Here is a 23923-nt window from a genome sequence, read left to right as displayed (position 1 = left end):
CGCACGCCTGTTCACGTTCGTGAAAAATTGTCCCGGTCGTGCCTGCGGAAATGCGCCGATGACCGGTGCGCGCCCTTGACACGTGCGGTGGTCCAGACCAGTGTCTCTTGCTGACCAGCCCGGACGTTCCCGAGGTCGAGTGGACGGTCACCCTGCACCCGCCACCTCTCCATCAGGGAGAACAATGAAATTCCGCTTCGGCGCGCTGCTTTCGATCAGCGCCCTGACAGTGGCGACGCTGACGTCCCCGACCGCGTCAGCGGCCACGGGCGTCACCGCCACCTTCACCAAGACGGGCGATTGGGGAACCGGTTTCGAAGCCAGGTTCACCGTCGCGAACAACGGTGCCAGCACCCTGAACGGCTGGCGCGTCGAGTTCGACATGCCGTCCGGCAGCGCCGTCACGAGCCACTGGGACGCGGTCGTCACCCGGTCCGGCGACCACTACGTGGCCGTCAACAAGGACTACAACGGCAGCGTCGGCGTCGGCGCCCAGGCGGGCTTCGGCCTCACCGGCACCGGCTCGGGCTCGCCGCTCAACTGCACCGTCAACGGCGCTCCCTGCACCGGCGGCGGTGGCGGCGACACGACCGCTCCGAGCGCTCCCGCGGGCCTCTCCGCCACCGGGACCACGAAGAACTCCGTGTCGCTGACCTGGAACGCGGCCACCGACAACGTCGGCGTCGTCGGCTACGACGTCTACCGGGGCGGCTCGCTCGCCACGACCTCCACCGGCACCTCGGCCACGGTCAGCGGCCTGACCGGAGGCACGGCCTACTCGTTCACGGTCAAGGCGCGCGACGCCGCGGGCAACACCTCCGGCGCCAGCAACCAGGTCTCCGCCACCACCCTGCCCGGCGGCGAGGACCCGTCGAACGGCACCAGGACCGCGGCCCCGTACCTGTACGTGGGCTGGGGCAACCCGCCGAGCCCGACCACCGTCATGCAGGCCACCGGCGTCAAGTGGTTCACGATGGCGTTCATCCTGTCCTCGGGCGGCTGCAACCCGGCGTGGGACGGCAGCCGACCGCTGGCGGGCAGCGCCGACGCGGCGGCCATCGCCGAGATCCGCGCGAACGGCGGCGACATCGTCCCGTCCTTCGGCGGCTGGAGCGGCAACAAGCTCGGCCCGAACTGCGCGACCCCCGAACTGCTCGCGGGCGCCTACCAGAAGGTCATCGACGCCTACGGCCTGAAGGCGATCGACATCGACATCGAGAACACCGACGAGTTCGAGAACGAGGTCGTGCAGGACCGCATCCTCACGGCGTTGAGGATCGTCAAGCAGAACAACCCCGGCATCCAGACCATCGTCACGTTCGGCACCACGACGACCGGCCCGAACTTCTACGGCGGTCGCCTGGTCGAGCGGGCGAAGGCGCTGGACGCGGGCATCGACGTGTTCACGATCATGCCGTTCGACTTCGGCAGCGCCGACGTCCAGACCGACACGATCAACGCGGCCACCGGCTTGAAGGACAAGCTCAGGGCCACGTTCGGCTGGTCGGACGCGGTGGCGTTCAACCACGTCGGCATCTCCGGCATGAACGGGCTGTCCGACCAGCAGGAGATGACGTCGGTGGCGGCGTGGACCGCCATCCGCGACTGGTCGAAGACCAACGGCCTCGGCAGGCTCGCGTTCTGGTCGGTGAACCGCGACCGGGGCTGCCCCGGCGGCGGCGTGACCGCGGCGTGCAGCGGCATCGCCCAGTCCGACTGGGAGTTCTCCCGCATCACGGCCGGTTTCTAGCCCTCGGCGGGTGCTCTCCGGTCACGCGCCGGAGGGCACCCGCGCCGGCAGCAGTTCCCGCACCAGCGCGCCCACCTGGTCGGACTCGATGAGGAACGCGTCGTGGCCGTGGTCCGACGTGACGACCCGCAGGTCGTCGGCGGTGGTGATGCCCGCGGCGAGCTCCTCCTGCTGGGTGAGGGGGAACAGCCGGTCGGTGTCGACGCCCGCGACGATCGTGCGAGCGGTGACGCGGCGCAGCGCGGACCGCACACCGCCGCGGTCGCGGCCCACGTCGTGGCTGTTCATCGACTCGGTGAGGACGACGTAGCTGTCCGGGTCGAAGCGGCGGACCAGCTTGTCGGCGTGGTGGTCCAGGTAGGACTCGACGGCGAACCTGCCGTCGCCCTGCGGCTCCCGACCGAACCGGGTGGCCAGCTCCGCCTCGGTGCGGTAGCTGATGTGCGCGATCCGGCGGGCGATCCCCAGGCCCAGCAGCGGATCGGCGCGGACGGCGTGGATCTGGGTCGACGCCAGCGCGATCTGCTCGGCGGACGCCGCCGCCGGGCACGCCAGCAGCAGCAACGCCCCCAGCCGGTCCGGGTGGCCGACCGCCCATTCGAGCGCCCGCATCCCGCCCATGGAACCGCCGAGGACGGCGGCCCAGGAGTCGACGCCGAGCGCGTCGGCCAGCGCCACCTCCGCCGCGACCTGGTCGCGGGCGGTCACCAGGGGGAACCTGCTGCCCCACGGCCGCCCGTCGGGGGCGGTGGACAGCGGGCCGGTGCTGCCCTGGCACCCGCCCAGCACGTTCGGGACGACGATGAACCAGTGCGCCGGGTCCAGCGGCCTGCCCGGCCCGACCAGCGCGTCCCACCAGCCGGGGGTGGGGTGACCCGGTTCCGCCACGCCTGCCACGTGGCTGTCGCCGGTGAGGGCGTGCTCGACCAGGACCGCGTTGGAGCGGTCCGCGTTGAGCGTCCCCCACGTCTCGTAGGCGAGCCGCACGGCGGGGAGCCCGGCCAGCGGGCCGTCGTGGGAGTACCAGAGCCGCCGCCCGGCGGGGTCCCCCTCGCGCCACCCGCCGGCGGCACGAGGGGTCTTTCCACCAGTGGTCACAGAGCGGACTTCGCCGCGCGGAACCCCGCCTCCAGGTCGGCCTTGAGGTCCTCGACGCCCTCGATGCCGACCGACAGCCGCACCAGACCCGGCGTGACACCCGTCGTGACCTGCTCCTCGGGGGCAAGCTGGCTGTGCGTGGTGCTGGCCGGGTGGACGATCAGGCTGCGGACGTCGCCGATGTTCGCGAGCTGGCTGAACAGCTCGGTGCCGTCCACGAACGCCCGCCCCGCGTCCACGCCGCCGCGCAGCTCGAACGACACGATCGCCCCAGCGCCCTTGGGCAGGTACTTCTTCGCGTTCTCGTGGAACGGGCTCGACGGCAGACCCGCGTAGTGGACCTTCTCCACCTCGTCGCGCTGCTCCAGCCACTCCGCGAGCGCCTGCGCGTTCGCCACGTGCCGGTCGATGCGCAGCGACAGCGTCTCGATGCCCTGGATGATCAGGAAGCTGTTCAGCGGGGCGATGGCCGCGCCCGTGTCGCGCAGCAGCTGCACGCGCAGCTTCGCGGCGAACGCGCCGTGGCCCAGCGCGGGCCAGTACCGCAGGCCGTTGTAGCTCGGGTCCGGCTCGGTGAAGTCCGGGAACCGCTCCGTGCCGAAGTCGAACGTGCCGCCGTCGACCACCACGCCCGCGATGGTCGTGCCGTGACCGCCCAGGTACTTGGTCGCCGAGTGCACCACGATGTCCGCGCCGTGCTCGATCGGCCGCACCAGGTACGGCGTCGGCACGGTGTTGTCCACCACCAGCGGCACCCCGACCTCGTGCGAGACACCCGCCACCGCGGCGATGTCCAGCACGTGCGCGCGCGGGTTCGCCAACGTCTCGGCGAAGAACAGCTTCGTGTTCGGCCGAGCCGCCGCCCGCCACGCCTCCAGGTCGTCGGGGTCGTCCACGAAGGTGACCTCGATGCCGAGCTTGGGCAGCGTGTAGTGGAACAGGTTGTACGTGCCGCCGTAGAGCGAGGCGCTGGAGACGAAGTGGTCACCCGATCGAGCGAGGTTCAGGATCGTCGCCGTCACGGCCGCCGACCCGGACGCGAACGCCACGGCCGCGATCCCGCCCTCCAGCGCGGCCACCCGCTGCTCCAGCACGTCCTGGGTGGGGTTGTTGATGCGGGTGTAGATGTTGCCCGCTTCGGAGAGGTTGAACAGCGCGGCGCCGTGGGCGGTGTCGCGGAAGACGTACGACGTCGTCTGGTAGATCGGCGTGGCACGGGCCCCGGTCGCCGGGTCGGGGCCGGCTCCGGCGTGGACCTGCTTGGTCTCGAACGACCAGGCGGAGGTGTCTGCGGACATGGCTGTCTCCTGGTTTTCACTCGATGGCTGTGCGGAGTCGGGGTGGATCAAGCGCGGCCGGGACAGGCCATGCTGGTGACGCGCACGTGGTCCACGTGCCGCCTGGTCACGAGCAGACTCATGACAGCGACGGTAGTTCCGGGTGCCGAACTCGCAACAGGGCGTCCACGACGTGGGACGCCTATGTTCAGTGCCATGCGCACCGCACTGATCGGCTACGGACTGGGCGGCTCGGCCTTCCACGCGCCGTTCCTGAACACGACACCGGGCCTGGAACTGAGCGCCGTCGTGACCGCCAACCCGGACCGGGCGGCAGAGGTCAGGGCGAGGTACCCGAACACGAGAGTGCTGTCCTCAGTGGACGAGGTGTGGACGGGCGACTTCGACCTGGCGGTGGTCACGACACCGAACCGCTTCCACCACGAGCACGCCCGCGAGGCGCTGGAACACGGCCTCGACGTGGTGGTGGACAAACCTTTCTCCGGCACGGCGGCGGAAGCCCGCGCCCTGGCGGAACTGGCGGAGGAGCGAGGACGAACGCTGGTCCCGTTCCACAACAGGCGGTGGGACGGCGACTTCCTGACCGTGCGACGACTCCTGGCGGAGGGAGCCCTGGGCGCGGTGCACCGCTTCGAGTCCCGCTTCGAGCGCTGGCGCCCGAACCTCAAACCGAGCTGGAAGGAATCAGGGGACCCGGCAGACCTGGGCAGCATCGTCTACGACCTGGGCACCCACCTGATCGACCAGGCCCTCACCCTCTTCGGCCGCCCCGCAGAGGTCTACGCGGAAATCAGGACACTGCGCACAGGAGCACAAGCGCCGGACGAGGCCTTCCTGGCCCTGACCCACCAGGACGGCACCACCTCCCACCTCTGGGCCAGCGCACTGGCAGCAGACCGAGGCCCCAGGTTCAGAGTCCTGGGCGACGAGGCGGCCTACGTGAAACACGGCATGGACCCCCAGGAAGAACAACTCAAAGCAGGGAAAATCCCGGCAACCGACTGGGGAACAGAACAACCGTCATCCTGGGGCCACCTACAACAAGACCAAGAAAGAACCCCGGTACCGACAATCCCAGGCAACTACCCGGCCTTCTACCAAGCAATAGCGAACGCGGAAACCCCAGTATCCCCCTGGGAGGCAGCAACAGGCCTGGAAGTACTGGAAGCAGCAGAAAAATCAGCAAGAACAAAAACCACGATCTCCCTGGACTAACCCACGCCGGCCGCACGGCGCTGGAACCGGCAGCCACCTGGCGAGCACCCCCGACCCCACCTGGCGAGCCCTCCAGCCCCACGGCTACCCCCAACGCGCCCTCTTGCCCACAAAGTCTCTTAGAGCCTAAGATACTTACTATGGAAGACACCGACGTCCTGGTAGGAGGAGCTGGCCTGGCAGGCCTCTCAGCCACCCTCTTCCTGGCCCGACAGGGCATCAAGGTCCGCACGATCTCCGCACACCCGACCACCGCCCTGCACCCCAAGGCGACAGGCCAAACCCCCAGAACCATGGAACTGCTCACCAGAGCGGGAGCAGCGGGGGAAGTGCTCGCGGGCAGCGGCGGCCCCCTCACCATCAAGATCGCCGAAAGCCTCAAGGGAACCGTCTACAAATCCATAGCCACCGACGACAACCCCCCGGACCACTCCACCCTCTCCCCGGCCCCGTTCGGCACGGCCTCCCAGGACCACGTGGAAACGGTCCTCCTCACCAAGGCCAGGACACTAGGCGCACAAGTCCACTTCGCCACCCGGTTGACCCACTTCACCCAGGACGACACCGGCACGACGGCCACCCTCCTGGACCTGACCACCAACGAATCAACCACCACCAGAACCAAGTACCTCATAGCCGCGGACGGCCACCGGAGCAGGATCCGGGACTCCCCGGGAGTGGAACGCCACGGCCCTGGCCACCTGGCCCACCACATCGGCATCATCTTCGAGGCCGACCTCTCCCTCCACACCGATCCAGCCCGGACCACCCTCTTCTACCTCCAGAACCCCACCTCCACCGGCGCGTTCGTCTCCCTCACCACGGACCGCCGCCACGTCCTCACCGTCGAACACCACCCCGAGCGCGGCGAATCCACCGCCGACCACGACGAGGCCCGCTGCACGTCCCTCATCCGCACGGCCACCGACGTCCCGGACCTGGACCCGAAGATCCTCGACATCACCACCTGGCACATGGCCGCGTGGACGGCCGACCGGTTCTCCTCCGGCCGCGTCTTCCTGGTGGGCGACGCGGCCAAGGTCACCCCGCCCACCGGCGGCCTCGGCGGCAACACGGCCGTCCAGGACGGCTACGACATCGCCTGGAAGCTGGCGGCGGTGCTGAAGGGCGAGGCGGGCCCAGGACTCCTGGACAGCTACGACGCAGAACGACACCCCTACGCGCGGGCGGTCGTCGACACCTCCTACCGCAACTACGTGGAGCGCTTCGCCCCGCACCTGGCGACCTCGGACCTCCCGGAACCGACCGACCACCTGCGACTCGGCTTCGGCTTCCCCTGCCGCTCCACCGCCGTGCTCCCGGAGGACGACGACACCTCACCGGAGGACCCGTTCGCCCCCACCGGTCGCCCCGGCTACCGGGCACCGCACGTCGAGGTCGACCACGACGGCCTGCGCGTGTCCACGGTGGACCTCTTCGGCGGGGGCTGGACCCTGATCACCCTCGACCCGGCGTGGAACGACTGCGAGGTGGCGGTCCCGGTCCTCACCGACCCCTCCGGACAGCTCTCGGCGCGCTACGGCATCGGCGAGCGCGGCGCGAGCCTGGTCCGCCCGGACGGCGTCGTGGCGTGGCGCAGCCCGGACCTGGTGCTCGACCCGGCGGCTACGGTTCGGCGGGTGCTCGACTCGGTGCTCGACCGCTGATCGTCTCCCCCAGTGCGACGATGCAGGCCGCGCTGACCAGCGCCCCGCCGATCAGGTAGAGCGACACGGGCCAGCTGGCCTGGTCCGCCGTCAACCCCAGCAGCGCCGCCGCGACGACCGGTGACAGACCACCCCCCAGCACCGCGCCCAACTGGTAGCTCAGGGACACACCGCTGTAGCGGATCTTCGGGCCGAACAGCTCCGCGTAGTAGGCGGGCATCGGCCCGAAGATCGCCGCGGACCCGGTGAAGCCGATCAGCATCGCCACGACCACGAGCGCGGGGTCGCGGGTTTCCAGCAGCCAGAACATCGGGAACGCGAACGCGCCGAGGAACACAGCGCCGCCCAGCATGACCGGCATCCTCCCCACCCGGTCCGACAGCCGGGCGAACAGCAGGATCGCCACCGCCTGGGAGAACGCGCCGATCAGCGTGGCGTTGAGGATGACCGAGCGGGTCATCCCCAGCTGCCGGGTGGCGTACGACGCGGCGAACGTGGCCAGCACGAAGATGAACATGTTGAACCCGAAGTTCACCCCGGCGCCCAGCAGCACCGTGCGCCAGTGGTCCTTCAGCACGACGACCACCGGCAGCTTGGCCGTGCCCTCCTCCGCACGGGTCCGCTCGAACACCGGGCTCTCCTGCACCGACAGCCGCACGTACAGCCCGACCCCGACCAGGACGAGGCTGAACAGGAACGGGACGCGCCAGCCCCAGACGAGGAAGTCGTCACCGGAGGCGGTCACGGCCAGCGACATCGCCCCGCTCGCGAGCAGCAGGCCCAGCGGCGACCCGAGGAACGTCCAGCTCCCGTACCAGCCCGTCCTCCCCGGTGGTGAGTGCTCGACCGTCATCAGCGTGGCCCCGCCCTGCTCACCGCCCAGGAAGAACCCCTGGACCACCCGCAGCAGGACCAGCAGCACCGGGGCCAGCAGCCCGATCGACGAGTACGTCGGCAGCACCCCGATCAGGGCCGTGCACACCCCCGTGGCGGTCAGCGTCAGGACGAGCATCGTCCGCCTGCCGATCCGGTCGCCGAAGTGCCCGATCACCACCCCGCCGAGCGGCCTGGCCAGGAAGCCCGCGCCGAACGTGGCCAGCGACAGCAGCGTCCCGATCCTCGGGTCGAACGACGGGAAGAACAGCTTGTCGAAGACCAGCGCGGACGCCGTTCCGTAGAGCAGGAAGTCGTAGAGCTCGACCGCGTTCCCCGCCGAACTGGCCAGTGCCACCCGGCGCACGCTTGATGTCCCCATCGCCCCAGCGTGCCGAGTCGATCATGGTCTGCACACCCCCGTCCGACGCAAGTCGAGCGGATCCGGTTGGTCAACGGTCACCGGAACCACTCGATCCGGTGTTACCGCCCGGTTGGGTCGTGGTCAGGGGTCCGGTCGCGCCACTGTGGGCGCATGGCACCCCTCCCCTTCCTCGCGGCCTTCGCCGCGGTGATCCCCTTCCTGCCGGTCGACGAGATCGCTCCCCCGGCGGGCTCGGAACTCGTCCCCTCCTCCACGCTCGTGCTGACCACGTCCACCGAGGAGGCGGGCGTGCGGTCGACGACCCTGCACTGCGAGCCGTCCGGCGGGTCGCACCCGAACGCGCGGGTGGCGTGCGACGACCTGCTGCGGTCCGACGGCGACGTGCAGGCCGTGCAGGACTCGGATTCGCTGTGCACCTTCGAGTACCGGCCCGTGCACGTGACGGCCTCCGGAAGCTGGCGCGGTGAGCGGCGCACCTTCGACCACGTCTACCCGAACGCGTGCGCGGTGCGCGTGGACACCGGGTCGGTCTTCCAGTTCTGACCGGCTCACGCGCCCCCGTCCACCGCGGGCGGAGCCGTAGTCTGGGAACGGAACGGGTCCACGGTGAAAGGGCGACCTCTTGAGCATCTACGACATCCCGGTCAACACGATCTCGGGTGAGCCGACCACGCTGGAGTCGCTGCGCGGCAAGGCCGTCCTGGTCGTGAACGTGGCGTCCAAGTGCGGGCTCACGCCGCAGTACACCGGCCTGGAGCAGCTCCAGGAGCAGTACGGCGAGCAGGGTTTCTCGGTGGTCGGCTTCCCGTGCAACCAGTTCAACGGCCAGGAGCCCGGCACGGCCGAGGAGATCGAGACCTTCTGCTCGACCACGTACGGCGTGACGTTCCCGCTGTTCGAGAAGATCGAGGTCAACGGCGCCGACCGGCACCCGGTCTACGCCGAGCTGACCAAGACCGCCGACGCCGACGGCGCCGCCGGTGACGTGCAGTGGAACTTCGAGAAGTTCCTGATCAGCCCCGAGGGCGAGGTCGTGGCCCGGTTCCGGCCGGTCACGAAGCCCGATGACGAGCAGGTCGTCAAGGCGATCGAGGCCGTCCTGCCCGCGTGACGCGCGGTGGGGAGCCCCGGCGAGGGGCTCCCCGTCACGGGCGTGAGCGGTGGAACGCCCAGGCGTCCGCGATGATGGCGGTCAGCTCCGGCTTCGCCTGCCGCCAGCCCAGCTCGGTGCGGGCCTTGTCGGCGGACGCGACGCTCGCGACCGGATCGCCCTCGCGGCGGGGCGCGACGCGGGTCGGCACCGGGTGGCCGGTCACCTCGAGCACCGCGTCGACGACCTCGCGGATCGAGAAACCCCGGCCGTTGCCCAGGTTGTAGACCTTGTGCTTGCCGAGTTCGGCCGCCTCCAGCGCGAGGACGTGCGCCGAGGCCAGGTCCTCGATGTGGATGTAGTCCCGCACGGACGTGCCGTCCGGCGTCGGGTAGTCGTCGCCGAACAGCAGGAACTCCGCCCGCTTGCCCGCCGCGACGTCCAGCACCATCGGGATCAGGTGGGTCTCGGGCGTGTGCCGCTCCCCGAGGTGCCCGCTGGCGCCCGCCGCGTTGAAGTACCTCAGGCTCACCGCGCCGAGGCCGTGCGCCTGGCACTCCCACGGCAACATGGTGTCCACGATGGACTTGCTCGCGGCGTAGGGGTTCTGCGGGTCGACCGGCGAGTCCTCCGCCAGCGGTTCCAGCCCGGCGTCGGCGTACATCGACCCCGTCGAGGAGAAGATGAGCCGCTTGACGTCGTTGGCGCGCATGGAGTCCAGCAGCGTCATGGTGCCGCGCACGTTCACGTCGAAGTACAGGTCGGGCTTGCGCACCGACTCGGCGACGGAGATCTTGGCCGCGAAGTGCAGCACCGCGTCGAACGTCGAGTCGACCACCTGCGCCGCCGCGCTGAGCGGCAACTCGTGCAGCACCGCGCCCTCCGGCACGTTGTCCACGAACCCGGTCGACAGGTCGTCCAACACCTCGACCTCGTGCCCCGCGGCGACCAGCGCCGCGACCGTCGCACTGCCGATGTACCCGGCGCCGCCCGTGACCAGCAGCTTCATCCATCACTCCCAGGTTGGTGGTCCCCGACTCGGACCCGACCCTACGCGGAGCCACGACGAGCACCGACACATCGGACGTCTGTACTCTCGCGACGACGGCCAACGGACAGAGGAGCAGCGATGTCGGCTTCCGCACCACAACGGCACATCCGAGTCGTCGGGGTGCTCCCCGAGAAGCGCGACGAGTACCTGCGGCTGCACCAGGTCGTGTGGCCCGACGTGGAGGCCAGGCTGACCGCCAGCGGCATCACCAACTACTCGATCTTCCTGCTCGGCGACCGGCTGATCTCCTACTACGAGTACGTCGGCGACGACTACGAGGCGGACATGGCGCTCATCGCCGCCGACCCGACCACCCAGGAGTGGTGGACCCTCACCGACCCGTGCCAGGTGCCGGTGCCGGAGGCCGAGGAGGGGCGGCTGTGGGCGGACGCCACCGAGGTGTGGCACATGAGCTGACCCGGTCCGCGCGTGGAGCCGACGCCCGGCTCCACGCGCGCCCGGTCAGCACTCGATGACGTTGACGGCGAGCCCGCCGCGAGCCGTTTCCTTGTACTTCACCGACATGTCCTTGCCGGTGTCGCGCATGGTCTTGATGACCTTGTCCAGCGACACGAAGTGCGAGCCGTCGCCGCGCAGCGCCATGCGGGCCGCGGTGATCGCCTTGATGGCGGCCAGAGCGTTGCGCTCGATGCACGGGATCTGCACGAGCCCGCCGATCGGGTCGCAGGTGAGGCCCAGGTTGTGCTCCATGGCGATCTCGGCGGCGTTCTCCACCTGCTCGGGCGTGCCGCCGAGGACCTCGGCGAGCCCGGCCGCGGCCATCGAGCAGGCCGAGCCGACCTCGCCCTGGCAGCCGACCTCGGCCCCGGAGATGGACGCGTTCTCCTTGAACAGCACGCCGACCGCGCCCGCGGTGAGCAGGAAGCGGACCACGCCGTCATCGGAAGCGCCCGGCACGAAACGGGTGTAGTAGTGCAGGACGGCGGGAACGATGCCCGCCGCGCCGTTGGTGGGCGCGGTGACCACGCGCCCGCCCGCGGCGTTCTCCTCGTTGACGGCCAGCGCGAACAGCGTCACCCAGTCCATGACGCGCAGCGGGTCGGTGGCGAAGTGCTCGCCCGCCAACGCCTTGCGCATCTCGGCGGCGCGGCGGCGCACCTTCAGGCCGCCGGGCAGGATGCCGTGCTCGGTGCAGCCGCGTTCGACGCACTCCTGCATGACGTGCCAGATCCGCAGGAGCCCGGAGCGGATCTCGCCCTCGCCGCGCCACGACTGCTCGTTCTCCAGCATCACCGAGCTGATGGACAGCCCGGTTTCCCTGGTGCGGGCCAACAACTGGTCGCCGGTGAGGAACGGGTGGGCCAACGGGGTGTCGTCGGCCTTGATCTTGTCCGCGCCGCTGGCGTGCTCGTCCACGACGAACCCGCCGCCGACCGAGTAGTACACGGCGTGGTCGAGGGACCCGTCGTCCGAGAACGCCTCGAAGCGCATCCCGTTGGGGTGCACGGGAAGCGACTTGCGGCGGTGCATGACGAGGTGCTTGTCGTGGACGAAGGCGATCTCGTGCGCGCCGCCCAGCCTCAGCCGCCCGGTCCGCTTGATCTCCTCGAACCGCTCGTCGGCCGCCGCCGGGTCGACCTCCTCGGGCCTGCACCCCTCCAGGCCCAGCAGCACCGCCTTGGGGCTGCCGTGACCGTGGCCGGTCGCGCCGAGCGAGCCGAACAGCTCCGCGTGCACGCGCGTCGCGCCGTCCAGCAGGCCGCGCGAGCGCAGCCGGTCGACGAACATCGACGCGGCGCGCATCGGGCCGACGGTGTGCGAGCTGGAGGGTCCGATGCCGACGGAGAACAGGTCGAAGACGCTGATCGCCATCAGCTGCCCGTCAGTTCCACGTACTTCGCGGCGGTGAGGAGACCCTCGGCGTTCTCGACCCGGACCTTGAACAGCCACCCGGCCGCGTACGGGTCGGAGTTGATCAGCGCCGGGTCGTCGACGACGCCCCCGTTGACCTCCACGACCTCACCGCTGACCGGCGCGTACAGGTCGCTGACCGACTTTGTCGACTCCAGCTCGCCGCACACGTCGCCGGACGTGACGCGCTCGCCGACCTCGGGCAGCTGCACGAAGACCAGGTCGCCCAGCGACTCGGCGGCGTAGGACGTGATGCCGACCGTGACCGGCTCCTGCGTGCCGGGCGTCCAGTCGACCCATTCGTGTTCGGGGGTGTAGAGCAGGTGTTCGGGGTGGTCCACAGCGGCACTCCACGGGGCTCGGGGCAGGCGCGCGACAACCGCGCCGACCTTGGGGTCGGTCCGACTCCCCCTCTGTCATGGGACCTGAGAGCTTCACCGCGCGAACGCGGCTTGCACCGTGGGTGCGCGCCCGGAGCGCGCTTTCCAGAGTCGCCTCGCCCGAGCGGTTCTCGTTGCCTGAGAGTGTGCGGGGTACTTGCTCCTTCGGCGCCCCGGCGACTGCCGGGGACTCTCCCGCTCGGGTTGCGGCGCCGCGAGGGCGCCCCGGCCGTTCTTCAGTTGGCGAACGTGCTGAAAGCTATGTGGCCGCAGATCGGGTGTCAACGCGCGCACGGACGGCGAAACCCGATCTCGTTGTGCCACGCGCACAAACCGACCCCTACGCGGTAGTGCCGCGAACACGATGACAGCGTGCTGGGCATGCCGGACCTTTGAACCAGCAGCCCAGCTCCCGCTCTCCGAGGTCGAAGGAGTCACCGTGCGGATCGCCGTTCCCCGCGAGGTCAAGAACCACGAGTACCGCGTCGCGCTGACCCCCGCCGGTGCCCACGAGCTGACCAGCCGCGGCCACGACGTGTTCGTCGAGGCGGGCGCGGGTCTGGGTTCCGCCATCACCGACGCCGAGTACGAGGCGGCGGGCGCGAAGGTGCTGGCCTCGGCGGACGAGGTGTGGGCCGAGGGTGAGCTGGTGCTCAAGGTCAAGGAGCCCGTCGCGGCGGAGTACCACCGGCTGCGCGCCGGGCAGGTGCTGTTCACCTACCTGCACCTGGCCGCCGACCTGCCGCTGACCGAGGCGCTGATCGCGTCCGGCACGACGGCCATCGCGTACGAGACGGTGCAGACCGCGAACGGCGCCCTGCCGCTGCTGGCCCCGATGTCCGAGGTCGCGGGCCGCCTCGCCCCGCAGGTCGGCGCGTTCGCGCTGATGAAGCCCTCCGGCGGCCGGGGCGTGCTGCCCGGCGGCGTGCCCGGTGTGGCCCCCGCGCGGGTCGTCGTCATCGGCGGCGGCGTGGCGGGGGTGAACGCCGCGACGATCGCCGTCGGCATGGGCGCCGACGTGCAGATCCTCGACACGAACGTGGACCGCCTGCGGCAGGTCGACGCCCAGTTCGGCGGCAAGCTCCGCACGATCGCCTCCAACGCCTACGCGGTCGAGCAGGCCGTGCGCGAGGCCGACATGGTCATCGGCGCGGTGCTCGTGCCCGGCGCCAAGGCACCGAAGCTGGTCAGCAACGACCTGGTCGCGCGGATGAAGCCCGGTTCGGTGCTCGTCGACATCGCGATCGACCAGGGCGGCTGCTTCGCCGACTCGCGCCCCACGACCCACGCGGACCCGACCTTCCAGGTCCACGAGTCCGTCTTCTACTGCGTCGCGAACATGCCCGGCGCCGTGCCGCGCACCTCGACCTACGCGCTCACGAACGTGACGCTGCCGTACGCGGTCGCGCTGGCCGACAAGGGCTGGCAGCCCGCGCTGCGCGCCGACGCCTCCCTCGCGCCGGGCCTGAACGTGCACGCCGGCCAGCTCGTCAACCTCCCGGTGGCGGAGGCGCTCGCGCTCCCGCACACCCCCCTCGACCAGGTCGTCTGACCACTGCGGGACGGGCCGGGCAGCTACCTGTGCGGCTGCCCGGTTCGCGTTTCCAGACCCGCGAGCACGCAGTCGAGGCCGTGGTCGAACTGCGCGTCGGCCTCCCACAGCTCCGTCAGGACGAACTGGCTCGTGAACAGCGGGAAGCGCTCGCGGTACCGCTCGACCAGCACCGCGATCCACGCCGGGTCGGGCTGCCCGGCGGGGGACGACTGCTCGGCCCACCGCACCTCGGAGGACGCGAAGCCGGTCACGAAGCTCATCAGGGTGCTGGCCGCGCGGCTCGACTCGACCTGCGAGAGCCCGGTGCCCACCAGCACCGCCAGCACCGACTCCGCCAGCCCTACCGCGTTCGGCCCGATGTTCGGGTAGAGCCCCTGGAGGTGCGGGAGCCACGTGTGGCGGTGGAACAGCTGCCGGAAGTGACTCATCAGGCCCCGCAGCGCGTCGGTCCACGCGCGGTCGAGGTCCGGCGGGCCCACCTCGCCGAGCACCTCGTCCAGCGCCAGCTCCAGCACGGCGTCCTTGGTCGGCACGTGCCAGTACAACGACATCGGGGCCACGCCGAGCCGGGTCGCGAGCTTGCGCATGGACAGCGCCGCGAGCCCGTGCGCGTCCAGTTCCTCGACGGCGGCGCGCACGATCGCCTCCCGGCTCAGCGCCACGTGCCCGGCGGACGCGGGCCTGCGCTCCGCCAGCCACACGCTGTCGAGCACGGGGTCCCGCGTCTTGTCCGCCACGGGAGTGGATCCTAGGCGGCCACCGGGTGCGGCCGATCCGTCCGCCGCAGCAGGAGCCCGGACAGGACACCGCCGAGCAGGGCCGCGCACGCGCCGACGACGAGGCTGACCGACATCCCCGACACGAACGCCTCGCGCACCGCCAGGACCGTCTCCGGCGAGCCCGCCGCGGCCCGCAACGCCGACGACATCGACCGCTCCGCGCCCTCCGGGAGGGCGTCCGGCAGCGCGGCGGCGAACCGCGCGGAGAGCAGGCTGCCCAGCACGGCGATGCCGAACGAGTTGCCCAGCTCGGTGAGCGTGCCGTTCAGGCCGGACGCGATGCCCGCCCGTTCCGGTGGGATGGCGCTCATGAGCGCGTTCGCGGCGACCGGCATGGCGATGCCGACGCCCGCCCCGATCAGGACCAGCCCGGCCAGCGTCGCGGTGTAGCCGCCGTCCGCGGTGGAGAACGACAGCGCCAGCAGGCCCGCGGCGACCCCGGACATGCCGAGCACCATCGTGTTGCCCGCGCCGAACCTCGCCCCCAGGCCCGCGCAGAGGTTGCTGACGACGAGCACCGCCACGGCCATCGGCGCGACCCGCACGCCCGCCTCCAGCGGCGAGTAGCCGAGCACCGACTGGAGGTGCTGGGTGAGCAGGAACAGCGACCCGCCCATGCCGAACGCCGCCAGCACCCCGCCCGTGACCGCCCCGGAGAACCGCCGGTCGGCGAAGAACCCCAGGTCGAGCATGGGGTCGGGGGTGCGCCGCTCCCACCAGCCGAACGCGAGCAGCGCCACGAGGCCCACCCCCAGCGCGGTGAGCACGCGCGCCGAGCCCCACCCGTGCTCCGGCTGCGAGATCACCGCCCACACGAGCGAGGTCATGGCGATCGTGGACAGCACCGAGCCGGGCAGGTCGGGCCTGCGCACGGTCGGGTCCTTCGACTCCGGCACCAGCAGCGCGACCGCGACCACGGCCAGGGCCGCGATCGGCACGTTGACCAGGAACACCGAGCCCCACCAGAAGTGGTCGATCAGGAAGCCGCCGATGACCGGACCGCCCGCGAGGCCGATCGACGAGACCGCGGCCCAGATGGCGATCGCCCTCGGCCGCTCGCGCTCGTCGAAGAGCTGGACGAGCACGGCGAGCGTGCCGGGCATGAGGAACGCGGCCCCCAGCCCCATGAACGCCCGTGCGCCGATGAGGGCCTCCGGCGTGCCCGCGCAGGCACCCGCGGCCGACCCGACGCCGAACACCACCAGCCCCGCGACCAGCGCGCGCTTGCGGCCGAACCGGTCGGACAGCGCGCCCGAGGTCAGCAGCAGGCCCGCGAGGACGAGCGAGTAGGCGTTGATCATCCACTGGATGTCCGCGGTGCTGGCCCCGAGCCCGGTGGAGATGGACGGGATGGCCACGTTGAGCACGGTGTTGTCGAGCACCACGACCATCACGGACAGGCAGAGCACCCCGAGCACCAGCCAGCGCTGCGGGTGCGCACGAGTTTCCACGATTCCCCCTTACGTTGTACGACTGCCGTACACCGTACGAGATGGCCGGACGTGGAACAACGCGTTAAGCCGTGCGGGGAGTCGAGGGCGCTAAAAAGCGACCCGCTCAACCAGCCTGGGGGTCACTGGGAGCGGGCCGCCGAGCACAAGCTTAGACAACAACCGGCCTCCGTGCCCAGTTGCCCCACCGATTCGAGACATTGGACCTTCGGGGTCGTGGACCACCGCCCGTGTGCGCTCCTCAAACAAACGAGTGAATTCCCCGGTGACCAGTACTCCCGGAGGCCCCCGCGACCGATGGACGTATCAGGGGACAGCGTCGCTACGCAGCGGATACACCCGCTCTCACCCCGTCAACCCCGGAAGCCCGAGCACACTCCGTTAGGAGCGCACATGGCTGAACCACAGGGCTGGATCGACTGCCACGACCCCTTCGGCAGGGACCGGTCGATGACCGTGCTGGTCGAGAACGACCGCGTTCTGCTGGTCTCACCCCCCGGAGAATCCGCTGTGATGTCCGCCACTCAAACGCGGCGACTGCACCAGTTGCTCGACCGCGCCGCGGCCTCCTCGGCACCCCCCGAGCAGAGGTGACGCACGGTGGAAGAAGCGTTGCGCAAGGCCGTCCTCCAACGGCTCGCGCTGCTCGACAAGGTTGCTGAGCAGGGCGAAGCCGAGTCTCTCGTCCCGCTTGCCCGCTCCGAGATCCACCGGCTCGCCGACGGGTGGCGGCTGCTGCTGACCGTGCACCAGCCCGACGAGGACAGCCGGTGCCGCGCCTGTCCCGGTTGGCTGCGCCGCCGCAGGTGGCCGTGCCAGATCTGGACGATGGCTCACCAGCACCTCATCGGCGAGGGGGTTGCTCACCGCGACCGCCGCGCGCCGTTGCGGAATCCGTTCACCCGATCGGGGACGGGCGAGGGCAGCGCCGACCCGGCCTACCCCACCACCGAGCTCGACGACGTGGAGTACGACGAGGTGCCGCCGGAGTCGTCCTCGGAACGCACGACCGAACTCCCGGTCGTGCGGGTCGCCGCCGAAGCGGGCCTCCACCGCGCCCCCGTCGTGAGCAGGGCGCGCCACGCGCTGCCCGATTGACCGGATCGCCCGGAGCCCGAGATCCCTCTAGGGCAGGATGACCCCGAGCGGGGCCACGACACCCGCACATCGGGAGGGACGCGTGCACGACGGCAGTGGGCGCATCGTGGTGCAAGGCCTGACCAAGCAGTTCGGTCCGGTCACCGCGGTGCAGAACCTGAGCTTCACGGTCGAACCGGGGTCGGTGACCGGTTTTCTCGGCCCGAACGGTGCGGGCAAGACGACGACGCTGCGGATGCTGCTCGGCCTCGTCACGCCGACCGCGGGGACGAGCTTCATCAACGGACGGCCGTTCCACCAGCTCGGCAACCCGGCACGGGTGGTCGGCGCGGTGCTGGAGGCGCAGGGGTTCCACCCCAAGCGCACAGCCCGCAACCACCTGCGGGTGTACGCCGCGGCCATCGGCGTGCCCGACCAGGCCGCCGACCACGTGCTGGACCTCGTCGGTCTCGGCGCGGCGGGCGGGCGCAAGGCGGGCGGCTTCTCGCTGGGCATGAAGCAGCGGCTCGCGCTGGCGACCGCGCTGCTCGGCGACCCGCAGGTGCTGGTGCTGGACGAGCCCGCGAACGGCCTCGACCCCGAGGGCATCGCGTGGCTGCGGACGTTCCTCCAGAGCTACGCGCGCGCGGGCCGCACGGTGCTGATCTCCAGCCACCTGCTGGCGGAGATCGAGCAGACCGTCGACCAGGTGGTGATCGTCAGCCGCGGCCAGACCATGTACTACGGCAGCCTCGACCAGCTCCGCGGTTCGCAGCGCAGCCGCGTGCTGGTGCAGCCGTCGGACGCGAGCGCGCTCGTCACCGCGCTCCAGGCCGAGGGCGTGACCGGGATCGAGCAGGTCCCCGACGGCAGGCTGGCGGTCACCGGCATGGACGCCAAGCAGGTCGCGGACGCCGCGCTCAAGGCAGGGGTGTCGGTCTACGGCATCCAGGAGGAGCGGGTCGACCTGGAGCAGCTGTTCTTCCAGCTGACCAACGGCCAGTACACCGCCGCCGGGCAGAACCCGTTCGCCGGGCCGCAGGGTCCGCAGCAGAGCGGCTACTACGCGCCGCCGACGCCGTCGGGGCAGTTCCCGCAGCAGGGCTACCCGCCCCAGCAGTACCAGCAGCCGCAGCTCCCGCCGCCGGACTACCAGCAGCAACAGCAGTACCAGCCGCCACCCCAGGGCTACCAGCAGTACCAGCAGCCCCCGCAGGACAACCAACAGCAACAACCCCCGCCGGGCTACCAGCAGCCGGGTCAGGGTGGATACGGGGGCGGCAACTGATGTTGATGAACCTGGTCAAGGCCGAGTTCCGCAAGACGACCACGACCGGCCTGTGGTGGGGGATCATGATCCCCACGGTGCTCATCGCACTGGGCTGGGCGCTGGGCACCGGCGCCATCGGCAAGAGCCTCATGGACGTGCTCAACAGCTCCGACACCCAGGACCTCGCCGAGATCCTCGGCATCGACTCGTCGCAGTGGCAGGTCTCGGTGTTCGGGATGGCGCGCAGCATCAACGTCGCCACGGTGTTCCCGATGATCTTCGGCGGCCTGGCGATCTCGAACGAGATCAGCCGCCGCACGATCACCACGACGTTCCTCACCGCGCCGAACCGGGTCGCCGCCCTGTCCGCGAAGCTGCTCGTCTACCTGGCGTGGGGCGCGATCTTCGGCGTCGCCATCGTCGCCTCGGTCAGCGTCGGCATCGTGTTCACCTCGGACTCCTCCTCGCTGCCGGACGCCACCGGGTGGATCGCGATGGCGGGCGTCGGCATCCTGTCGTCGATCCTGATGACGATGTTCGGCGTCGGCGTCGGCGCCCTGATGACCAGCCCGATCGCCACGACGATCGTGCTGATCCTCTACATGCTCATCCTGGAGAACGGCATCCAGCTGGTGCTGGCCGCGCAGGGCGTGCCGTCGGTCATCGGGTTCCTGCCGAACGGCTCGGTCAACGGCCTCACGGGCTCGGTCGCCGCCAACCTGTTCCTGTCGACGGCGGGCGTGGTGCCGGACGAACTGGCCGAGGTGATCCGCGGCATCGCGGGCGCGCTCGGCGCGTTCGACTGGTGGCTCAGCGGCCTGATCTTCCTGGTCTGGACCGCCGTGTTCTTCCTGGGCGGCTGGGCTGCAACGCAACGGAAGGACATCACCTGATCGAGTTATGACCGACCACCGCGCGAGGCCGCGCCGGTAGGTCGGGTCACCATCTTTTCGAGTTGGGGTGGGGACAGAGTTCCTGCCCCGACTCGAAGATCGGGGCACGGACTGCCGGCTCCAGGCGGCCGAGCCGGAGTCCGCGGAGCAGGGACCGACAACACAGCGGGCCCGGTTTTGTCGGAGGGGCGTCCTACTGTGGGTGCGTGACTACCTCTGTCCCCGACACGTCGGGCTGGATCCGCAAGCTGGCGCGTGCCTGCTGGCGGCACCGGTCACTGGTGCTGCTGTCCCTGGTCGCCTCGGTGCTCGGCGTCGGGTTGCAGGCCGCGGGCCCGCTGCTGGTGAAGCTGGCCGTCGACGACGCGGTGATCGGCCGCACCGAGCGGCTCGCGCTGCTGGTGGCGGTGCTGGTCGGGATGGAGCTGCTGACGTTCGGCACGGCGTTCCTGCGCCGGTACCTGGGCGGACGGCTGGCGCTCGACGTGCAGCACGACCTGCGGCAGGGCGTGTTCGGCGCGGTGCAGCGGCTGGACGGGGCCAAGCAGGACGTGCTGCGGACCGGGCAGGTGGTGTCGCGGTCGATCACCGACCTCCAGCTCGTGCAGAGCCTGCTGTCGATGGTGCCGCTGGCCGTCGGCACGGTGGTGTTCGCGGCGGCCGCGCTGGTGGCGATGGTGTGGCTGTCGCCGCTGCTGACGCTGGTCGCGCTGGTGATCGTGCCCGCGGTCGGGTGGATCGCGGCCCGCAGCAGGCTGGTGCTGTTCCCCGCGACCTGGTCCGCGCAGCAGCGCGCGGCCGACCTCGCGCAGCACGTGGAGGAGACCGTCACCGGCGTGCGCGTGGTGAAGGGCTTCGGGCAGGAGGCGCGCGAGGTCACCCGGCTGGAGGGGCAGGCGCGGTCGCTGTACGCCGAGCGGATGCGGGCGGCCCGGCTGACCGCGCGGCCCGCGGCGACGCTGACGGCGCTGCCCGCCGTCGGGCAGGTGGCCGTGCTCGCCCTCGGCGGCTGGATGGCGCTGGACGGGCAGGTCAGCCTGGGCACGTTCCTCGCGTTCGCGACGTACGTGGCGAACCTGGTCGGGCCGACGCGGCTGATCTCCAGCCTGGTGGTGAACGCGCAGCTGGCGCGCGCGGGCGTCGAGCGGGTGTACGAGCTGATCGACTCCCAGCCGGACGTGGTGGACGGGCCGGGCGCGGTCGACGTGCCCGCCGGGCCGGTGGGGCTCTCGCTGTCGGGGGTGACGTTCGGGTACACGCGCAGCGAGCCGGTGCTGTCGGACGTGTCGCTGGAGGTGCGGCCGGGCGAGACGGTGGCGCTGGTCGGCACGGCCGGATCGGGCAAGTCGACGGTGTCGCTGCTGCTGCCCCGGTTCTACGACGTGCACGAGGGGTCCATCGCGGTCGGCGGGGTGGACGTGCGCGACCTGCGGCTGTCGTCGTTGCGCGGGACGGTCGGGGTGGTGTTCGAGGAGGCGTTCCTGTTCTCGGACACCCTGCGGGCGAACATCGCCTACGGTCGGCCGGACGCGACCGACGAGCAGGTCGAGGCCGCGGCGCGGGCCGCCGAGGCGCACGATTTCGTGCGGGCCCTGCCCGCGGGCTACGACACCGTCGTGGGCGAGCGCGGGCTCACGCTGTCCGGCGGGCAGCGGCAGCGCGTGGCGCTGGCGCGGGCGCTGCTGACCGACCCGCGGGTGCTGGTGATGGACGACGCGACGTCGGCCGTGGACACCGCGACCGAGTCGGCGATCCACCGCACGCTCGCGGCCGTGACGGCGCAGCGGACGACGCTGCTGATCGCGCACCGCCGGTCGTCGCTGGCGCTGGCCGACCGGATCGCCGTGCTCGACCGGGGCCGGGTGGTCGACGTGGGCACGCGGGCCGAGCTGGACGAGCGGTGCGCGCTGTTCCGCGAACTGCTGGCCGGGCCGACCGACGCGATCGAGCAGGTCGCCCCTCGGGCGGACGCCCCGCTGGAGCCCGGTCCGGACGGCACGACGCCGTCGCTGTGGCCGTCGATCGACCCGTCGGACCTCTCGCTGCTGGCGTCGGCAAACCGGACGGTCAAGCCCGTCGCGCAGCCCGGTCGGGGCAGTTCGACGACGGCGCTGGCGGGCGGGATGCCCGCGACGCCGGAGCTGTTGGCCCAGGTCGAGGCGCTGCCACCGGCGAACGAGCAGCCCCGGTTGGCGGGCGACGACCCGACGGCGCCCGACCCCGGCTTCCGGCTGCGGAACCTGCTGCGGCCCGCGCGGTGGGCGATGACGGCGGTGGGGCTGCTGATCGTGGTGGACGCGGGGTTGGCCATCGGTCTGCCCACGCTGGTCCGGTACGGCATCGACCACGGCGTCCTCGAACGGTCGACCGCGGCGCTGTGGATCGCGGCGGGCGTCGGGCTGCTGCTGGTGGGGCTGAACTGGGGCAGCACCGCGCTGAACACCGTGCTGACCTCGCGCGTCGGCGAGCGGCTGCTGTACGTGCTGCGCGTCCGCAGCTACGCGCACCTCCAGCGGCTCGGGCTCGACTACTACGAGCGCGAGATGGCGGGTCGGATCATGACCCGGATGACGACGGACGTGGACGCCCTGTCCACGTTCCTCCAGACCGGGTTGACCACGGCGGTGATCAGCGTGCTGACCGTCGGCGGCATCGCCGTCGCGCTCGCGCTGACCGACTGGGGGCTCGCGCTGGTCGCCCTGACCGTGCTGCCGGTGCTGCTCGTGGCGACCTTCATCTTCCAGCGGCTGTCGTCGGCGGCGTACACCGAGGCGCGCGAGCGGGTCAGCGTCGTCAACGCCGACCTCCAGGAGAACGTGTCCGGGCTGCGGGTGTCGCAGGCGTACACGCGTGAGGGCCGGTCGGCGGAGGCGTTCGCCGAGCGCAGCGACGCCTACCGGGTGTCGAGGCTGCGGGCGCAGCGGTACATCGCGACGTACTTCCCGTTCGTGGCGATGCTGTCTGGGGTGGCGCAGGCGGCGGTGCTGGCCGTGGGGGCGTACCGGGTCGCGGAGGGGACGTTGACGCCGGGCGTGCTGCTGGCGTTCCTGCTGTACCTCGGGCTGTTCTTCGCGCCGCTGATGCAGCTGTCGGGGGTGTTCGACGGGTACCAGCAGGCCAGGGTGGGTCTGCGGCGGATCGGCGACCTGCTGGCCACGCCGAGCACCGTGCCGCCCGCCGCCGATCCGGTGGCGGTGGTGTCGCTGCGCGGGGAGGTCGAGCTGCGGGACGTGACGTTCCGGTACCAGGGCGTCGAGGAGCCCGCGCTGGACCGGGTGTCCCTCCGGGTGGCGGCCGGGGAGACGGTGGCCCTCGTCGGGGCGACCGGGGCCGGGAAGTCGACCCTGGTGAAGCTGATCGCGCGGTTCTACGACGTGACGGCCGGGGCGGTGCTGGTCGACGGGGTCGACGTGAGGTCCTACGAGTTGTCGTCGTTCCGGCAGCGGTTGGGGGTGGTGCCGCAGGAGGCCCACCTGTTCGGCGGGGACGTCGCGGACAACGTGCGGTACGGGCGGGTGTCCGCGTCCGACGCGGAGGTGGAGCAGGCGGTCCGGGCGGTGGGGGCGCTGCCGGTGGTGGCGTCGTTGCCGTTGGGGTTCCGCCAGCAGGTCGGGGAGCGCGGGCAGGGGTTGTCGTCGGGGCAGCGGCAGTTGGTCGCGTTGGCCCGGGCCGAGTTGGTCGCCCCTGACCTGCTGCTGCTGGACGAGGCGACGGCCGCGTTGGACCCGGCCACCGAGGCCGCCGTGCTGGCGGCCAGTGATCACCTGGCCGGGAAGCGGACGACGTTCGTGGTGGCGCACCGGTTGGCCACGGCGGCTCGGGCGGATCGGATCGTGGTGTTGGACGGGGGGCGGATCGTGGAGGTGGGGACTCACTCTGAACTGCTGGGGGCTGATGGGACGTATGCCCGGTTGTGGAGGTTCGGCCAGCCGGGGGAGCAGGCTGCTTGAGGGGTGGGGGTGGTGTGGGTTCGGCAAGGGGTCGGCGCGTTCCGGGAAGGGCTGGCGCGTTCCGGGAAGGGTCGTCGCCCCGATCGCCGAGTGTCGTCATGGTCGGACGCACCGTGTCAAGGCGGGAAAGATTCCTTGACACGGCACGGCCGACCATGAGAGCGGCTTCGGATCGGGGCGGCGGCCTGGGTGTGGGCTTCTCCCGAGTTGCGTGCTTCCGTGCCGGTTCGCAGGAGGCTGGGTTGGATGCGCTGGTTCGCAGGTGGCCG

General features: G+C 71.1%; 20 protein-coding genes and 1 riboswitch. Of the genes, 12 read left to right on the top strand and 8 right to left on the bottom strand.

What is annotated here, in order from left to right; genetic code table 11:
* The first annotated feature begins 184 nt into the window (after positions 1-184).
* On the top strand, positions 185-1750 hold the full coding sequence (locus AC156L_RS18915) for a cellulose binding domain-containing protein (RefSeq protein WP_484407117.1): 1566 nt from the start codon (positions 185-187) through the stop codon (positions 1748-1750).
* A 21-nt stretch (positions 1751-1771) separates the two neighbouring features.
* On the opposite strand, the gene metX is transcribed toward AC156L_RS18915, so the two are convergent.
* Positions 1772-2848 (bottom strand): homoserine O-acetyltransferase MetX, encoded by a 1077-nt coding sequence (gene metX, locus AC156L_RS18910; protein ID WP_330878990.1) that lies wholly within the window; start codon positions 2846-2848, stop codon positions 1772-1774.
* Positions 2845-4146, bottom strand: a complete 1302-nt coding sequence (locus AC156L_RS18905; RefSeq protein WP_330878991.1) for a bifunctional o-acetylhomoserine/o-acetylserine sulfhydrylase — start codon at positions 4144-4146, stop codon at positions 2845-2847. Before AC156L_RS18905 ends, metX begins: the two co-directional genes overlap by 4 nt.
* A 195-nt stretch (positions 4147-4341) precedes the next feature.
* Between AC156L_RS18905 and AC156L_RS18900 the strand changes: the two genes are divergently transcribed.
* A complete protein-coding gene (locus AC156L_RS18900) occupies positions 4342-5361 on the top strand; it encodes a Gfo/Idh/MocA family protein (RefSeq protein ID WP_330878992.1) in 1020 nt (339 codons plus the stop codon).
* 140 nt (positions 5362-5501) lie between these two features.
* Positions 5502-7028 (top strand): aklavinone 12-hydroxylase RdmE, encoded by a 1527-nt coding sequence (gene rdmE, locus AC156L_RS18895; RefSeq protein ID WP_484407116.1) that lies wholly within the window; start codon positions 5502-5504, stop codon positions 7026-7028.
* Here the strand turns inward: rdmE and AC156L_RS18890 are convergent.
* Positions 6988-8283: an MFS transporter gene (locus tag AC156L_RS18890; protein ID WP_330878994.1), complete on the bottom strand. Its 1296-nt coding sequence runs from the start codon at positions 8281-8283 to the stop codon at positions 6988-6990. The genes rdmE and AC156L_RS18890 overlap by 41 nt on opposite strands.
* Positions 8284-8436: 153 nt before the next feature.
* On the opposite strand from AC156L_RS18890, the gene AC156L_RS18885 reads away from it, so the two are divergent.
* Both AC156L_RS18885 and AC156L_RS18880 read left to right on the top strand, forming a co-directional pair.
* On the top strand, positions 8437-8829 hold the full coding sequence (locus AC156L_RS18885) for an SSI family serine proteinase inhibitor (RefSeq protein ID WP_330878995.1): 393 nt from the start codon (positions 8437-8439) through the stop codon (positions 8827-8829).
* A 79-nt stretch (positions 8830-8908) separates the two neighbouring features.
* Complete coding sequence (locus AC156L_RS18880) at positions 8909-9397, top strand: glutathione peroxidase (protein ID WP_330878996.1); 489 nt, start codon at positions 8909-8911, stop codon at positions 9395-9397.
* 34 nt (positions 9398-9431) lie between these two features.
* On the opposite strand, the gene galE is transcribed toward AC156L_RS18880, so the two are convergent.
* Positions 9432-10385, bottom strand: coding sequence for a UDP-glucose 4-epimerase GalE (galE, locus tag AC156L_RS18875; protein ID WP_330878997.1), 954 nt, complete (start codon positions 10383-10385; stop codon positions 9432-9434).
* Between the two features lie 120 nt (positions 10386-10505).
* Here galE and AC156L_RS18870 point away from each other — a divergent pair, with 120 nt between their 5' ends.
* Positions 10506-10844, top strand: a complete 339-nt coding sequence (locus AC156L_RS18870) for an L-rhamnose mutarotase (RefSeq protein WP_330878998.1) — start codon at positions 10506-10508, stop codon at positions 10842-10844.
* A 45-nt stretch (positions 10845-10889) separates the two neighbouring features.
* Here the strand turns inward: AC156L_RS18870 and AC156L_RS18865 are convergent, their stop codons facing one another.
* Both AC156L_RS18865 and gcvH read right to left on the bottom strand, forming a co-directional pair.
* Positions 10890-12260, bottom strand: a complete 1371-nt coding sequence (locus AC156L_RS18865) for an L-serine ammonia-lyase (RefSeq protein WP_484407114.1) — start codon at positions 12258-12260, stop codon at positions 10890-10892.
* Entirely contained in the window at positions 12260-12640 is a 381-nt protein-coding gene (gcvH, locus tag AC156L_RS18860) for a glycine cleavage system protein GcvH (RefSeq protein ID WP_330878402.1), read from the bottom strand. Before gcvH ends, AC156L_RS18865 begins: the two co-directional genes overlap by 1 nt.
* A gap of 154 nt (positions 12641-12794) precedes the next feature.
* Positions 12795-12887: riboswitch (glycine riboswitch) on the bottom strand.
* A gap of 231 nt (positions 12888-13118) precedes the next feature.
* Between gcvH and ald the strand changes: the two genes are divergently transcribed.
* Positions 13119-14231, top strand: a complete 1113-nt coding sequence (gene ald, locus AC156L_RS18855) for an alanine dehydrogenase (protein ID WP_330878403.1) — start codon at positions 13119-13121, stop codon at positions 14229-14231.
* Between the two features lie 23 nt (positions 14232-14254).
* Here ald and AC156L_RS18850 read toward each other — a convergent pair whose 3' ends face one another.
* Together AC156L_RS18850 and AC156L_RS18845 are read right to left on the bottom strand one after the other, a co-directional pair.
* Positions 14255-14971 (bottom strand): TetR/AcrR family transcriptional regulator, encoded by a 717-nt coding sequence (locus AC156L_RS18850; RefSeq protein WP_330878404.1) that lies wholly within the window; start codon positions 14969-14971, stop codon positions 14255-14257.
* Positions 14972-14982: 11 nt separating this feature from the next.
* A complete protein-coding gene (locus AC156L_RS18845) occupies positions 14983-16464 on the bottom strand; it encodes an MFS transporter (RefSeq protein WP_330878405.1) in 1482 nt (493 codons plus the stop codon).
* Between the two features lie 393 nt (positions 16465-16857).
* Between AC156L_RS18845 and AC156L_RS18840 the strand changes: the two genes are divergently transcribed.
* The 5 genes from AC156L_RS18840 (at position 16858) to AC156L_RS18820 (ending at position 23654) form a co-directional block, all read left to right on the top strand.
* Positions 16858-17058: a hypothetical protein gene (locus AC156L_RS18840; RefSeq protein ID WP_330878406.1), complete on the top strand. Its 201-nt coding sequence runs from the start codon at positions 16858-16860 to the stop codon at positions 17056-17058.
* A 6-nt stretch (positions 17059-17064) separates the two neighbouring features.
* Complete coding sequence (locus tag AC156L_RS18835; RefSeq protein WP_330878407.1) at positions 17065-17562, top strand: hypothetical protein; 498 nt, start codon at positions 17065-17067, stop codon at positions 17560-17562.
* A gap of 82 nt (positions 17563-17644) precedes the next feature.
* Positions 17645-18829, top strand: coding sequence for an ATP-binding cassette domain-containing protein (locus tag AC156L_RS18830; RefSeq protein ID WP_330878408.1), 1185 nt, complete (start codon positions 17645-17647; stop codon positions 18827-18829).
* Positions 18829-19704, top strand: coding sequence for an ABC-2 transporter permease (locus tag AC156L_RS18825; protein ID WP_330878409.1), 876 nt, complete (start codon positions 18829-18831; stop codon positions 19702-19704). Before AC156L_RS18830 ends, AC156L_RS18825 begins: the two co-directional genes overlap by 1 nt.
* A gap of 206 nt (positions 19705-19910) precedes the next feature.
* A complete protein-coding gene (locus AC156L_RS18820; RefSeq protein WP_330878410.1) occupies positions 19911-23654 on the top strand; it encodes an ABC transporter ATP-binding protein in 3744 nt (1247 codons plus the stop codon).
* The last annotated feature ends 269 nt before the right edge of the window (positions 23655-23923 follow it).

Source organism: Umezawaea sp. (genome assembly GCF_057122925.1).
This window is presented reverse-complemented; position numbering and strand designations above follow the sequence as displayed.